Below are 15670 nucleotides of genomic sequence, written 5' to 3' on the forward strand. Positions count from 1 at the left end.
TTTAATTTCCTCCATTTTTAATTATAAGATAGATTGATTGTTTTATATGTATCTAACAGCATTTGCTGGAGACATATCTGATTTAGAAAAACTTGTTGCCGCCGAAGCCGCCGAATTTACCAAAGCCGCCTCGTTTGCCCATGAGTCCGGGCATCTGCTTCATCATCTTCTGGGCCTGGTCAAACTGCTTGATGAAACGGTTTACGGCTGCAATGTCATTGCCTGAGCCCTTGGCAATCCTGAACTTCCTCTGGGGAGACATGAGCTTGGGGTTCTTGCGCTCCTCGGGAGTCATGGAAAGCACGATGGCTTCAAGTCTTGCCAGCTGCTTCTCATCAGGAAGCTGATCATCACTGATCTTGGCTCCCATACCGGGAAGCATTCCCATGATGGCACCAAGGCCGCCCATGTTTCTCATCTGTTTCATACTCTCAAGGTACATTTCGAAATCGAGCTTGCCCTTCTTCATCTTCTGGGCCATCTCTTTTTCTTTCTCGGCGTCCATCTCGGCATTGGCTTCAACTGCCTTGTCGATAAGACTTAAGACATCGCCCATACCAAGGATACGGCTTGCCATTCTGTCGGGATAGAACTGCTCGAGATCTGAGAGCTTCTCACCCATACCTACGTAGAGGATAGGCTTGCCTGTAACAGCCTTTGTGGAAAGCGCTGCACCGCCTCTTGAATCACCATCCATCTTGGAGAGGATGATACCGTCGATGCCGACCTTCTCATTGAACTCGGAAGCTACATTAACCGCTTCCTGACCAGTCATGGCGTCGACAACCAGAAGTGTCTGGTGTACCGTAACTGCCTTCTTGATATCGATAAGCTCGTTCATCATGGCTTCATCGATCTGCAAACGACCGGCTGTATCTATGATAACTACGTTGTTGCCTTTCTTTTTGGCTTCCTCAAGGGAGGCCTTTGCGATCTCAACAGGACTTACATCAGTTCCCAGGGAAAAGAAATCCACGCCCTGCTTCTGCGCATTGATCTGCAGCTGGTCAACAGCGGCAGGTCTGTATATATCACCGGCTACCAGCATGGGCTTTCTGCCCTTCATCTTGATCTTGCCGGCAATCTTGGCTGCTGTGGTTGTCTTACCTGCACCCTGAAGACCGCACATCATGATGACTGTGATCTCATTAATGGGCTGGAACTTGATCTCCGTGGTATCGGAGCCCATAAGGGCGGTCATCTCTTCATTAACTATCTTGATGACCATCTGTCCGGGATTGAGTCCCTTTAAGACATCCTCACCAACAGCTCTCTCCTGTACGGAGTTTACGAACTGCTTCACAACCTTAAAACTTACGTCCGCTTCAAGAAGAGCCATCTTGACTTCCTTGAGGGCAGTCTTTACATCCTCTTCTGTAAGAAGACCTTTGCTGCGAAGACCTTTAAATACATTTTGCAGTTTATCTGTAAGACTTTCAAAAGCCATTAACCAAGCTCCTCTATTATCTTCAAGGCTATTTCACGAACATCTGTCGCAAGATCATCGCTGTTCCCGTTTTCGGAAACCTTAAGGAGCTGATCTGCGTTATTCTTGATAGCTTCAAATCTTCGTATCATATGAAGCTTGTTCTCATAGCCCCAAAGGGTGTTGGTGCATCTCTTTATAAGATCATGGACACCCTGCTTACTGATGCCATGTTCCTCTGCAATCTCAGTAAGGGACATATCATTATAAACAGCAGCTTCATAGATCTGTCTCTGATGATCTGTAAGAAGCTCACCGTAAAAGTCATATAACAAACCCTGTTCTACGATCTTCTCCATAGTACCTCACCTTTTAATGCACAATGGCTATAATAGACTAAAAAAATATAAGTGTCAAGTATTTTTTCTTGACACTTAAAAGTCTGCTTAAACTCTTATATCCGAGGGCAAAATCCCCAGCTGGTTCTTAAATGCCCTGCTGAAGGATGAATAGTCCTTAAAACCGCAGTCAAGGCAGGCCGCAGTGGCTGCCGTTCCCGACATTATAAGGTTTCTTGCCAGGATAACCCTCTTCTCGGTAATATACTGATGTATGGAATAGCCGGTCTCCGACTTGAATATCCTCATCATATGATACTTGCTCATAAAGAAGTGATCCGCCAGGGAATCAATGGAAAGGTCACCGGTGAGGTTTTCGGTGATGTACTCTATAAGCTCTATAACCTTCCTGTTGTATCTGGCTTCCGGTTTAAATCCCATGTCCTCACTGACACAGGCTTTATTAAACTCTATAAGAGCCCTGAGCACATCAAGTCTTACAGTCAGCTCTCCTGCGTATTCGCTGTCTTTTTTCGCCAGGTCTTTTTCCAGGATCTCTAAAAGCTCATATATGGAGGCGCTGACATTGCCGGGAAATCTTACCACATAGCTCTTAAGCTGCCTTGCTTTTTCAAAGGCATCAAGAAGGCCGTACTTCTCAAGGAACTCGTTCTTGAGGTAAAGGATGACCCTGTCGTAGTCTCCTTTGCCCCGGCTTTTTCCGCTCTCCGGCTTATGGATAAAAAACCTGTTAACAAGCACAAAATCGAAGGGCATAAGCTGGTACTCAAGCCCTTCGATATAGTATTTAACGTCTCCGCTGAGAATAAGGATCAGTTTATGAAAATCATGGTAGTGAAACGGAACATCCAGACTTTCCCCGCTTCTTATGTGAAAGAAGTGAAAATCCTCATCCAGATAGCCCTTCTGTTCATAATCTTCCAAATTGCTCATATCAATAGTCCGTTATGCAGATATTAAGGTCCACATCTCCGTCAATTCCGTCAACTCTTCCGCTCTTGCTGTACTGCCAGATATCAAAGTGATAAGGATAGTACAAAGGAAGTCCGTAGTAAGCAACCCATATGTCGTAATCATCCACGTCCGCAGCGTCCATAAGAAGTGTGTAGGAAGTTACGTTGCCGTAGATCATGGGGGTGTAGCCGGCTTTTTTCACTGCTTCACAGAATACCTTTACCACAGCCTCGTACTCGTCGGTGGTTAGATTTGCTGTTCTTGCCTTGTCCGACTCGGCGTATTCCACGTCGATGACTACAGGGTAAGTGATCTTGTAGGGTTCAATAAGATCAAGGATCATCTGAACCTCTTCCCTGGCCTCATCTTCGTTGATGGCCTGGGAATAGAAGTAAACTCCCACATCAATGCCGTTCTCTGTAGCGCCTTCTACATTATCGGTAAAGTAGTCGTCCTGAAGGAGCTTGCCCTCGGTAGTGCCGCGGAATCCCGCTCTTACCATGGCAAAATCAATACCGGCATCCGCAACCTGCTTCCAGTCAATCTCTCCCTGGAATCTGGAAACGTCCACACCGATCTTGGACTCCACTGTAGAATCATCGCCGACGTAGGTCAGATACCCGTCATCGCCGTAGTCAAAGTCCTCAGCTGCAAAGCCGTGGTGCTCGATGGCATCCGTAATGGGGAAGAAATAATATCTGCCCTGATTGGCCACAACTATCTGGTCCGGGAAAAGAGATCTGATGGCTGAGGTGGTTCCCTCGCCGTTTTCAAGCTTCTCCTGGATCATCTGTCTGATGGAATTTCTGGTCTTCTCCTCCGCTTCCTTGGAGGCCTCTTCCACAAGCTTCTGTGCCTCATAGGAGGTATAGTAGCCTTCCGAGTTGATAGCCTCAAGTTCGCTCCTTACAGCATCCTCCTGCCTTTGAAGCGTAGCGTTCCTGATAAGAAGTACCACGCTGAAGGAAAGAGCCATAAGTGCAACCAGGCTTAAGAATATTATGGATATGATATTTTGTGTATTTCGCACACCCCTGCGCTGTCTGTAATCCCCGTTATTACTCATAATATTTACATTCTCTCGTCGAAATAGCTCTTGTATCCCTCGCCGAAGATCTCGCTGGCGCTGGAAATGATCATAAATGCATTGGGATCCTCTTCCCTTACAATGTCCTCTGCCATGGGAGAAAGTCTCTTTTTAACCGCACACATGATGACCTTCTTCTTCTCTCCGCTGTATGCGCCCTGGCCAAATACGTGGGTTGCTCCGATATCCAGTTCATCAAGAAGCCTTGCTGTGATGATATCCGGTCTGTCAGATATGATATAGATGAGCTTTGCTCCGTCCTTACCATAAAGTACGTAGTCAACAACCGCACTCACAACCATTACAGCCAGGAAGGAATACAGCGCTGCCGCAAGATCATGGAAAACGACAGCGGCAATGCACAGCACCACCATATCCGTAAGGATATAGAGAACACCCACCTTGAGGTGAGGATAACGCAGTCTCAGTAACTTAATTATAACATCTGTACCGCCGCTGGTGGCATGACATTTAAAGATAAGTCCAATTGCCACGGCAGTCATGGCCGATCCGAAGGTCACTGCCAGAATCATGTCATGAATAACATACTGTCCGAAGAACTTGGTGCAAAGATCGGTAAATACCGAGATCATAGCTGTGGCGTAGATCGTTGAAATGGTAAATCTTATTCCGAATTTCCAGATGGCTATGATAAGTATCGGGATATTTAGAAGCAAAAACCACATACCGGTTCCGATTCCCACAAGTCTGTTCAGTACAATGGCAAGACCTGTCATGCCTCCGGGAGCCAGGTTATTGGGATCCACCAGAAGGCTGGTGCCAACGCCGTAGATCAGCGCCGCAAAGGTTATGATCAGGTACTCTTGTACTCTCTTCTTGGGAGAAATCTTTTTTGAATTCATATTTAAATATTTGTCCTTACTATTCTTGGCTTATAGCCGTTTTCATTAAGAGCATTCATGATCTGCTCTTTGTGCTCTGTGCCGAAGGCCTCGAGAGTGATACGAAGCTCCACTGCGGCATTTCTGTTAATTGATACAAACTGGTTGTGCTCAAGCTTGATAACATTACCTTTAACCTCGGCAATGATGCCTGATACTCTTGAAAGCTCTCCGGGCTTGTCGGGCAAAAGAACCGACACGGTAAATATCCTGTCTCTCATGATGAGACCCTGCTGAACAACGGAGGACATAGTGATGATATCCATGTTTCCACCGGAAAGTACGCAGGCAATCTTCTTGTCTTTGCAGTCAAGCTGCTTAAGGGCAGCTACAGACAGAAGTCCGGAATTCTCAACAACCATCTTGTGGTTCTCAACCATATCGAGGAAGGAAACAACAAGATCCTCATCGGGAACTGTGATGATGTCGTCAAGATTCTTCTGAAGATAGGGGAAGATATGCTCTCCCGGTGTCTTAACAGCTGTACCGTCAGCAATGGTATTTACTGAAGGAAGGGTAACAACATGACCTGCCTTGAAGGATTCCTGCATGCAGTTAGCACCGGCAGGCTCAACGCCTATTACCTTGATCTTGGGATTAAGGAGCTTAGCCAGTGTTGATACGCCTGTAGCAAGTCCGCCTCCACCGATGGGAACAAGGATAATGTCTACCGTAGGAAGCTCCTTGATGATCTCCATGGCAATTGTGCCCTGTCCTGTTGCAACATCCAGGTCATCGAAGGGATGAACCATGGTGTAGCCATTCTCCTCGGCCAGTTCCTGAGCCTTTCCGTAGGCTTCGTCATATACATTTCCGTAAAGGACCACTTCGGCTCCCATGGCCTTGGTCCTGTTTACTTTCAAAAGAGGTGTTGAAGTGGGCATACAGATTGTAGCCTTCACTCCGTACTGCTGGGCAGCATAGGCAACGCCCTGAGCGTGGTTACCCGCTGATGCGGTGATGAGTCCTTTCTTGCGCTCCTCATCGGTAAGGGTGGTGATCTTGTAGTAAGCACCTCTTACCTTGTAAGCACCGGTTCTCTGAAGGTTCTCGGGCTTTAAGTATACCTTGTTGCCGGTCTGCTGGCTCCAGTAATCACTGTAGATCAGCTTGGTATCAAGGGTTACCTTCTTAACGTCCTCGTAAGCCTCCTCAAATTTCTCAAGGGTCATCTTCTCATCAGCCATTGTTATTGTCCTCTTCTTCCATAGATTCTTCTGAAACTTCTGATTCTTCGGGCTCTTCGTCCCTTTCAAGCTCTCTGTCAAATAGAGCATCTACAAACTCATCCGAATTGAAACGCTCAAGGTCGTCTATTCCCTCGCCAACTCCTATGTATTTAACAGGAATATTGAGCTCGGAAACGATTGCTACCGCAATGCCTCCCTTGGCTGTTCCATCAAGTTTGGTCAGAACTATGCCGGTGAGATTAGCTGCCTCACCGAACTCCCTGGCCTGATTTATGGCATTCTGGCCTGTGGTTCCGTCAAGAACAATGAAGTTCTCCCTGCAGATGCCGGACAATTCCTTGTCGATTATCCTGTTCATCTTGGCCAGCTCTTCCATCAGATTCTTCTTATTGTGAAGTCTTCCCGCAGTATCAACGATGAGAATATCGCAGTCCCTTGCCTTGAAGGCACCAACGGCATCGTAGATGACGCTGGCGGGATCTGCTCCTTCTCTTCCTGCTATAAGAGGACACTCCGCTCTGTCAGCCCACTCTTTGAGCTGCTCAGTAGCTGCTGCTCTGTAGGTATCCGCGGCTGCAATGATGACTTTTTTGCCCCGGTTCTTGAAAATAGCTGCAAGCTTGCCGACAGACGTGGTCTTACCAACGCCGTTTACACCGATCACGAAGATAACAGTCTTCTGCTCCTCAAAATCGTAGGCGTGCTCATCGGTCTTCATCTGCTCCCGGATATTATCAAGAAGCAGCTGCTTGCACTGGGCAGGGTCATGAATCCTTTGTGCCTTTACCTGCTCCCGCAGCTGATCCATGATGCGGCTTGTGGCATTAACGCCGATGTCGCCCATGATCAGTGTCTCTTCAAGCTCCTCGTAAAAATCATCATCAATGCTTGAATAGCCTCTGAATACGTTATCGATTCCCTTGACAATATTGTCTCTGGTCTTTGAAAGTCCCTGAGACAGTTTTGCAAAAAAGCCATTTGCCATCAGTTAGTCAGCTCCTTATCAATCAGGTTAACGCTTACCAGTGTTGAAACACCCTTCTCCTGCATGGTGATACCGTACAGTCTGTCGGCACTTTCCATGGTTCCTCGGCGGTGTGTGATAACAATAAACTGTGTGTTCTTGAGTTTGTGAAGATATCTTGCGAATCTCACAACGTTGTTCTCGTCCAGGGCCGCCTCGATCTCGTCCAGAAGACAGAATGGTGAGGGCTTTAAGTTCTGGATTGCAAACAAAAGAGCTATGGCTGTAAGAGCCTTCTCTCCGCCGGACATCTGCATCATGTTGACAAGTTTCTTTCCCGGAGGCTGAGCGTTGATGATGATTCCGGATTCCAGAATATCCTCGCCCTCGGCAAGCTCCAGGGTTCCCTTACCGCCGCCGAACATCTCCTTGAATACCTTATCAAACTCTGTATTTATAAGCTTGAACTGCTCCATGAACTGGTTTCTCATGGATTCGTCAAGATCCTTGATGATCTCCTTGAGCTGCTGCTCAGCCTCAACCAGGTCATCATGCTGGGTCTTCATGAATGTATATCTCTCCATCAGGTTCTTGTAGTCCTCGATGGCGTTTACATTTACGTCTCCCAGTTTTCTGATGGCATCCTTGAGCTGAGATGTCTCTTTTCTCATGGAAGGAACATCCGTCATCTCCTCATCACGAAGCTCTGCGGCATCTGTGAGAGTGATCTCGTATTCGTTCCACATGTAGTTGATCTGGCCCTCGATGGCTTCCTGGCACTTCTCACGTCTGCTTGATAGACGTATTACTTCCTTGTCCAGGTCGTTCATCTGCTTGTTCAGTTCCTCGGTCCTGCCAAAGAACTCCTTCTGGGAAACTGTCAGGTTGTTCTTCTGCTGTTTCTTCTCTTCAAGAGCCTTGGAAGCGTCGGACTGTACATCCACCGATGCCTCGATGGTGAGCCTGATCTCTTCAATATCGTGCTGATACTGGGCAAGAGCTTTGGCGTTGGTTTCCTTGGAATCAAGGATTTCCTTAAGCGCCTTCTCCTCAGCCGCAATCTCCGCATCAACACGGGTTAAGTTCTGCCTGTGGAACTCCTGTTTCTGTACCATTTTCTCGTACTGGATATCCCACTTGGCTACGCTCTCGTTCTCTTTCTCTTCAAGCTCGTGAAGGCCGTCCAGTTCTGCCTGGTATTTCTCAACCTTCTCCGTGCAGCTCTTCTCAAGATTCTCAGATTCTTCAAGGGACAAAAGAGCTTCCTCCCTCTCGGAAGCTATCTCGGCAAGCCTTGTCTCGATCTCGTCGTTCTCAGCCTTAAGGTCTGAGTAGCTGCCCTTCTGCTCGTCCTGCCTCTGCTGCTCATTCTCAACATTGATCCTGGCAGTATTCTGGGCAATGAACTTGCCCTGGAGTTCGGTCCTGAGCTCCTCGGCAAGGGCACGAAGTTCATTCCTCTTCTCCTTGTCCTGCTTTATCTCTTCCTGGAGAGTATCTATTGTCTCTTTGTATTTCTTAACATTGCTCTCAAGTTCTTCCATCTCACGACGTCTTCCAAGGAGGTTGGAATTGTTCTTGAAAGCACCACCGCTGATGGCACCGCCGGGAACAAGAAGTTCTCCCTCGAGGGTTACCATTCTGATGGTATAGTTATATTTCTTAGCGATCTTAACCGCGTTATCAACGTTATCTACGGCAACGATCCTGCCAAGCATAGCCTTGGCTACAGGCCTGTACTTTGGTTCTGTCTCAACCAGCTCGTCTGCCATACCAAGAACGCCAGGCTCATTCAATGCCTCTTTTGCCTTGAGTTCAGGCGGATTATCAAGAGACGTAAGGGGAAGGAAAGTTGCTCTTCCTGCCTTGGTCTGCTTGAGGTATGCGATCATCTTCTTGGCAGTCTCTTCGTTGTCGGTAACGATGTTCTGAATGTTACCGCCAAGAGCCACCTCGATGGCTGTCTCGTACTTATGGGGAGCCTTGATAATGTCTGCAACAACACCGATGATGCCCTTGGTGTCATCCTTGCGCTCCATTACCTTCTTGACGCTGCCGCCATATCCCTCGTAGCGCTCGGTAAGGTTGGCCAAAGCTTCAAGCCTTGACTTCTCCTGCTGATAAAGTTCCTGGCTCTTGCGAAGCTCTGTATCCTTGCGGCCCATACCTTCACGGATAGAGACAACCTCAGCCTCGGTGTCCTTCATCTTCTTGTTCATCTCGGAGATCTCGGCAGTGATCCTGTCGAACTCATCCCTGAGTTTCTTTAAGGTCTCCTCCTGCCTGGACTCATCGGAGCGGGCCTTTACCAGCTTGCCGGTAAGTTCTGCCTTTCTGATGTTAACCTGTTCCTTCATGGTATCCAGGGAACTGAGTTTGGACTTTATGGTAGCCCTGGTATTCAGGGTCTCGATGATGGTGCTCTTGCACTCCTCAATCTCATTATTGATATTCTCAATCTTTGTAAGGATTGAATTGAGCTCTTTTCTAGCCTCTTCTCTCTCGGAGGAAAGTTCTGAAGCCTCTTCATCTATCTCTTCCTGCTCGGTGAGATAATTGTCCCTCTCAACCTTCCTGGAAGACAGCTTCTCTTTTTCATCCTGCTCACGCTTTGTGAAGTGAGCGTCATTCTCAGAAGCGGATTTGATCTTCTCGTTCAGGATTCCGATCTGGCCCTCAAGTTTCTCCTTCTTGACGGATGAGTCAGTGATCATGGCCATTGCATCATCGATTTCCTGATCAAGAATCTCTATTTGCTTCTGGATATTCTCGTATTCATCCTTGGTAAGCTCATAATTGGCTCTTGCCTCCTCCAAAGCTCTTGATGCGATCTCAAGATTCTCGGAAGCCGCCTCCAGCTGTTCCTTCTGGAGTTTGTTCTCAATAAGGAACATGTTCACATCAAGGGTCTTAAGGCGTTCTTTGTGCTTCAGATATTCCTTGGCAACCTCGGACTGTTTCTCCAAAGGTCCTATCTGCTTCTCAAGCTCTGACAGGATATCAGAAAGTCTGGTGAGGTTTATCTTCTCCTCCTCCAGCTTCTTGATAGCAGTATCTTTCCTGGATTTAAACTTAACGATACCTGCGGCCTCGTCAAAGAGGTTACGTCTGTCCTCGGGCTTACTTGAAAGGATCTGGTCGATCTGGCCCTGTCCGATAATGGAATAGCCCTCTTTACCGATACCTGTGTCCATAAACAGCTCATTCACATCCTTGAGCCTGCAGGTAGTGCCGTTTATCATATATTCACTCTCTCCGGACCTGTAAAGACGCCTGGAGACAGTTACTTCATCGTAGTCAATTTGAAGTGAATGGTCGGAATTATCAAGGGTAATGGCCACAAATGCGTAGCCAAGGGGCTTACGCAGCTCAGTACCCGAGAAAATGACATCCTGCATGGAACCTCCACGCAACTGTTTGATACGTTGCTCACCAAGAACCCACCTGACGGCGTCGGCAACATTACTCTTGCCCGAGCCGTTAGGTCCTACAATTCCGGTGATACCGTTGTGAAAATCAAATTTTATCTTATTGGCAAAAGACTTAAAGCCATGGATCTCAATGCTTTTTAAATACATTACTTCTGATCTTTCAGAGCAACAAGCGCCTGATAGGCCGCCTTCTGTTCAGCCGCCTTTTTGGTCTTTCCTGCTCCCTCTCCCAATTTCTTTTCTCCTACAAATACGCGAACCTCAAATATTTTATCATGTTCGGGGCCACTTTCGCCACATATTTCATACTTAATATCGCCCAAATTTTCTCCCTGGGCCATTTCCTGCAAAAGAGATTTGCTGTCCACAAACATCTGCACAGCATCTATATTTGAAAGCACATAGGTGTCGATAAACCGCTTAGACTCCTGAATTCCCCCGTCAAGATAAAGAGCTCCGATAACAGCCTCCATAACATCGGCTATGATGGACTCCTTGTTCCTTCCGCCGGTGGCCTCCTCGCCCTTTCCAAGCTGAATATAGCTTCTAAGGTCAAGAGCATCCGCATCATAGGCAAGCGCAGGCTCGCACACAAGGCTGGCCCTCATCTTGGACATCTCTCCCTCTTTCTTGTCGGGAAAAGACCTGTATAAGAAAGCGCTGGATATCATCTCCAGTACTGCATCTCCAAGGAACTCAAGTCTCTCGTAATCAGGGCGTTTGTTGATCTTCTGTTCATTGACAAAAGAGCTGTGGGTAAAAGCCTGGGTGATGAGCGCCTTGTCCCTGAATGTATAACCTATAATCTGTTCAAATTTACTTATCTGTTCTTCTGTAATCATAGTTCTCCTTACACCATGCGGGCGTGTACATAAAAAAGATGAGGCAGCCCCTTAAGAACTGCCTCAGATCATTTCAAAGTAAGTCGATAAATTATTTGCCTGAAATAGCGCCCTTAAGGAGTTCAACAGCCTCGCCGACTGTCTTGATGTTCTCTGTCTTCTCGGGATCGATCTGTACGTCAAACTCATCCTCAAGTCCCATGATGATCTGGAAAAGATCCAGTGAATCTGCACCAAGGTCCTCTGTAAATGTGGTCTCAAGCTTGATCTCTTCAGGATCAACATTAAGTACGTTGGCTATAACTTCTTTCATCTTTTCGAATTCCATATTATATCTCCGTTCTAAATCTTTTTTATTCAAGAAAGCTTTTCGCTAATCTTCTCACTAATTTTCATTTCTGTAAAGGTCACACATTGCAAAATAGAATTCTTGACCTCTATCTCATTGGCACTGCCGTGGGTCTTAACAACAAGGCCCTTAAGTCCCAGCATAGGTGCTCCGCCGTAGGAATCAAGGCTGTATCCTGCAAGGGTCTTCTTAAGCTGATCCTTGACAAGAAGAGCTCCGATCTTGGTCTTAAGATTGGCCATAAGTCCCTTCTTGATAACGTGTACCAAAGACTTGGCTACTCCCTCATACATCTTGAGGATAACATTTCCAGTGAAAGCCTCACATACAATGATATCAGCTCCGCCTGCGGGAATATCCCTGGCCTCGACACTTCCGATAAAGTTGATGTCGGGACAGTTCTTGAGGAGAGGAAATGCCTCTTTGACCAGAGCATTGCCCTTCTCTTCCTCGGCACCGATATTGACGATTCCCACCGTGGGGTTCTTCACTCCCATGATGTTCTCCATATATACGGTACCCATCTTGGCGAACTGAACAAGATGGCTGGCTCTTGCATCAACATTGGCTCCGCAGTCGATAAGAAGCGAATTGCCCTTCTCTGTGGGAATAAGAGGAGCAAGAGGTGCTCTGTCTACGCCCTTAAGCCTTCCTACTATAACCTGACCGCCAACCAGTGTGGCACCTGTACTGCCTGCAGAAACATAGGCATCGGCCTCACCGTGATTGACCATATACATAGCCTTTACTATAGAAGAGTCCTTCTTCTTACGGATGGCCATTACCGGAGGCTCAGCCATATCAATGACTTCCGTGGCATCCACAACTTCTATCTTCTCTTTATCGTAATCATATTTGGAAAGTTCACTCTCAACCACATCCTTCTTACCAACAAGGAATACCTTGAGAGAATCACTCTCTTTGATCGAATCCACAGCGCCCTTAACGGTGACAAAGGGTGCGTTATCTCCGCCCATTGCATCTACGGCAACTCTAACAAGCCCGGACATTCTTCACCTCCCAAAATAGTCTTAACGATAAACATCATACTAAAGTAAAATACAAAAATCAAGGCTTTCCGAACGAATCCGGAAAGCCTTAAATTCCTTGAAATATCGCGCTTTTAGCTAAAATTAGTCCTCAACTTTAACAACGCTCTTCTTATTGTAGTAGCCGCACTTCTTGCAAGCCATGTGGGGCTGCATAAGAGCACCGCAGTGACTGCACTTAACCAGTGTAGGAGCTGTCATTTTCCAGTTAGCTCTTCTCTGATCTCTGTGGCCTTTTGATGATTTATTCTTAGGGCAGATTGACATTACGTAACACCTCCTTACCGTATCCGTATAAGAAACTGCCTTATTTACAGGCAATTATTTACGTTTTTCATTTGCATACTTTGATATTGTACTAACAGAGGCGCATTTTGTCAACTATTATTTTTATTGGGGTGAGGTGGTGGGTTTTCCGGGGAATTTTTCAGAGAGTTTTCCAGTTTTTTTCCAGGCATGCGCGTGTTTCTTTTCCCAGGCATGGAGTGTTGCCTTTTTTAGCATGGAGTATCTCTTTTCCCGGGTATGCGCGTTTCTTTTCCCGGACATGCGCGCTTCTTTTCCCGACATGCGCGTTTCTTTTCCCAGGCATGCGCGTTTCTTTTCCCGAGCATGCGCGTTTCTTTCCCCGAGCATGAGCGTCTCTTTTCCTGCTTCCGACCCAGCGCAAGCATTTCACGGTATTAGTCGGACGATATTCCAACCTTTCATGATCTTTCTCCGACTAACATACCCTCATTCCCCTTCCTAATCGGACGATAGCCCAGCCTGTCATGGGTTCTCTCCGACCAGCATGCCCTCATATCCCTTCTGGGTCGGACGATAACCCAATCTGTCATGGATTCTCTCCGACCAGCATGCCCTCATATCCCTTCCGGGTCGGACGATAACCCAATCTGTAATGGCTTCACTCCGACTAGCATGCCCTCATATCCCTTCCGGGTCGGACGACACCTCAATCTGCCATGATTTTTCTCCGACTAGCATGCCAACGTTTCCCTTCTGGGTCGGACGCTACCTCAATCTGTCATGATTTTTCTCCAACTAACATGTCCACGTTTCCCTTCTGGGTCGGACGTCACCCCAATCCCCTAATCCCCTAATCCATCCCCTAATCCCTTAATCCCCACTACCTAAGCAAATAGTCCTCAATAGTACTCTTGTATGTCAGAAAATCAAAACTATTCTCCTCATCCTCAAAGGTCATGATCAGGTTCATGCCCTGAATAATTCCCGAAGGGCCATAATTCTTAAGCTTCCAGAAGAAATCATTGTTGCGATACTCCTGGTTTCCCATTTTCCCGAAGTGTTCCCAGTACACAATCTTCCGGCGCTTAACATTGAGGCAGGTAAAGTCAGGGTAAACAATTGAACCATCCTTCAGTTTCAGCGGAGCTTCATATTTATATGGAATTCCCATCATCTTCAAATTATCTGCGATGATCACTTCTGATTTAGAACGTACTTTTTCTCCCTTTGATGTAGTTTGCCCTTTGTCTTCCGGGTATTTAGGGTTTGGCTCATATGGAATTGAAAGCCACCTGCTGGCAAAGTCAGCGTCCTCAAGTATGTATGGCTTTACAAGTTGCTGCCTTACCGGGTTTAGATTGTTGTAAGATGCTTTGAGCGGATCGGATTTGTATTCGTCTATTACTGATTCGATCAGCTTTTGTTTTGTGTAAATGCTCTTTTCAATTATTTCTGCATAGTTCTTTTGTGCAAGTGCCTTTGCTGTTTGTATTTGATCCTTATGAATATAGATACCGAGTTTTTTCTCCGAGACCTTTCGATGATAGAATTCCGGCTTCGTTGTAGTATGCGAAATACGAAGGGATCCTTCCGGAGCATTTTCTATATCACGCTCGGCAGATACAAGTAACGTAGCTAAACGCTCACGTTCTCTAAGCAATTCTTCTATTAACATATATTTCTCCAAAGTGTAAAATATGCGCTTTGAATGCCGCGAACCGGCACGCACTTTTATTGAACGTTCGAGAAAAGAATGTCCGAACAACTGAGAAGTATAAATTGAAATGCAAGTGATGTCAAGCAAAATTCCGTTCCTGATAGCGTAAAGCAAAACTCCCGCTCTGTTGCTAAATAGAACGAATACCCCGGCTATTCGTTTCTAATCCTTGGTCTGCTTAACTACAAAAAATCTGCCACGGAATGTCTGTCAACCCCAAAGCCGCGAAGCGGTGCGCCTAGCGCAGGGTTTACAGGCATTCCATGGCAGATAAAATAACTAACAAGCAGATCAAGGATTATTCTTTCCGCTAATACGAGTGTGTATCAATCATGTACCACTGGAAAAAGCAGCTTCCACATGAATAATACTCTGTGTAAGGTCATCTACTGTAACTTTGGGATTGTGATAATGCTCACGCTTATCAGTGATCTCACCGATAGAAATTGCGCTCTTAGGACAGAACTGAAGGCATCCAAGGCACTGAATACAGTTGGTTCCTATTTTGGCCTTCCCGTCAACGATCTCTATGTTCTCACGTGGACACAGTCTTACGCACTGTCCGCAGGCGATACAGTCATTGTTTACCTTAAACTGCGCTGCCTTTTTAGCTGCGATTCCCGTCCAGGCCTTGTTCTCAATGGCATTAACAGGATTGCGGGGCGGCTTCTTGTCCTTATTTCTCTTAAGCTTAATGCTGGCAGCAACTTCCCATGCCAGCTTCTCACTTCTTGCCTGTGCGTCAGCCACGTTGAGCTTGGGCATCATCAGGTCGTGAGGGAAAAGCCAGATGCAGCTGCACTGGTGAGTTACGGTTGCCCAATAGTTAAGAGGAATAATGTCATTAAGTGAAGAAAGACCGATTCCCGCATAGGAAGCGGACATGCTAATTCCGAAAGTATATGCCGAAGGAGAAACCTTTATCTCTTTGGCGTACTTAAGTACATCCTCGGGAGCTCCACCGCCAAAGCAGGGAAATACAAAACCTACTCTCTCCGCCTCTGTCACATCGGTGATCTCAGGTCTTTTTCTCATCATTATGATATCGGCTCCGCCAATGTTCTCAGCGACGTTCTTGGCAAAATTCAGGCAGTTGCCGGTGCCGGAATAACAGAAAATAACGTTTTTATGCATAGCAAACCTCCTACAGT

The 15670-nt window shown here is 46.6% G+C and carries 14 protein-coding genes; all 14 read right to left on the minus strand.

The genetic code is table 11. From position 1 onward, the window contains the following. Nucleotides 1–82 precede the first annotated feature (82 nt). The gene (ffh, locus tag T456_RS0113575; protein ID WP_024866563.1) at nt 83–1447 is read right to left on the minus strand and encodes a signal recognition particle protein; all 1365 of its coding nucleotides are present in this window, start codon (nt 1445–1447) and stop codon (nt 83–85) included. Beyond that, nucleotides 1447–1785 carry a YlxM family DNA-binding protein gene (gene ylxM / locus T456_RS0113580; RefSeq protein WP_024866564.1) on the minus strand — a complete coding sequence of 113 codons (339 nt, stop codon included), beginning with the start codon at nt 1783–1785 and terminating at the stop codon, nt 1447–1449. The genes ffh and ylxM overlap by 1 nt, the downstream gene beginning before the upstream one ends. Nucleotides 1786–1872: 87 nt before the next feature. Further along, nucleotides 1873–2718, minus strand: a complete 846-nt coding sequence (locus tag T456_RS0113585; RefSeq protein WP_051465036.1) for an AraC family transcriptional regulator — start codon at nt 2716–2718, stop codon at nt 1873–1875. Between the two features lies 1 nt (nt 2719). Further along, entirely contained in the window at nt 2720–3805 is a 1086-nt protein-coding gene (locus tag T456_RS21535; protein WP_024866566.1) for a glycoside hydrolase family 25 protein, read from the minus strand. Nucleotides 3806–3810: 5 nt separating this feature from the next. After that, entirely contained in the window at nt 3811–4689 is an 879-nt protein-coding gene (locus T456_RS0113595) for a YitT family protein (protein WP_024866567.1), read from the minus strand. A 2-nt stretch (nt 4690–4691) separates the two neighbouring features. Further along, entirely contained in the window at nt 4692–5915 is a 1224-nt protein-coding gene (gene ilvA, locus T456_RS0113600) for a threonine ammonia-lyase (RefSeq protein WP_035802187.1), read from the minus strand. Continuing rightward, complete coding sequence (ftsY, locus tag T456_RS0113605) at nt 5908–6903, minus strand: signal recognition particle-docking protein FtsY (RefSeq protein WP_024866569.1); 996 nt, start codon at nt 6901–6903, stop codon at nt 5908–5910. Before ftsY ends, ilvA begins: the two co-directional genes overlap by 8 nt. Beyond that, entirely contained in the window at nt 6903–10460 is a 3558-nt protein-coding gene (gene smc / locus T456_RS0113610) for a chromosome segregation protein SMC (RefSeq protein ID WP_024866570.1), read from the minus strand. The genes ftsY and smc overlap by 1 nt, the downstream gene beginning before the upstream one ends. Further along, entirely contained in the window at nt 10460–11155 is a 696-nt protein-coding gene (gene rnc, locus T456_RS0113615) for a ribonuclease III (RefSeq protein ID WP_024866571.1), read from the minus strand. The genes smc and rnc overlap by 1 nt, the downstream gene beginning before the upstream one ends. 91 nt (nt 11156–11246) lie before the next feature. After that, nucleotides 11247–11483 (minus strand): acyl carrier protein, encoded by a 237-nt coding sequence (acpP, locus tag T456_RS0113620; protein WP_024866572.1) that lies wholly within the window; start codon nt 11481–11483, stop codon nt 11247–11249. 29 nt (nt 11484–11512) lie between these two features. Next, nucleotides 11513–12514, minus strand: coding sequence for a phosphate acyltransferase PlsX (plsX, locus tag T456_RS20275; RefSeq protein ID WP_035802190.1), 1002 nt, complete (start codon nt 12512–12514; stop codon nt 11513–11515). A gap of 123 nt (nt 12515–12637) precedes the next feature. Continuing rightward, on the minus strand, nt 12638–12820 hold the full coding sequence (rpmF, locus tag T456_RS0113630) for a 50S ribosomal protein L32 (RefSeq protein WP_024866573.1): 183 nt from the start codon (nt 12818–12820) through the stop codon (nt 12638–12640). A gap of 862 nt (nt 12821–13682) precedes the next feature. Then, complete coding sequence (locus T456_RS0113640) at nt 13683–14477, minus strand: hypothetical protein (RefSeq protein ID WP_024866575.1); 795 nt, start codon at nt 14475–14477, stop codon at nt 13683–13685. Between the two features lie 372 nt (nt 14478–14849). Further along, nucleotides 14850–15653: an EFR1 family ferrodoxin gene (locus tag T456_RS0113645; protein ID WP_024866576.1), complete on the minus strand. Its 804-nt coding sequence runs from the start codon at nt 15651–15653 to the stop codon at nt 14850–14852. Nucleotides 15654–15670 lie beyond the last annotated feature (17 nt).

It is taken from the genome of Butyrivibrio sp. FCS014 (assembly GCF_000526935.1).
Classification (GTDB): Bacteria; Bacillota; Clostridia; order Lachnospirales; family Lachnospiraceae; genus Butyrivibrio.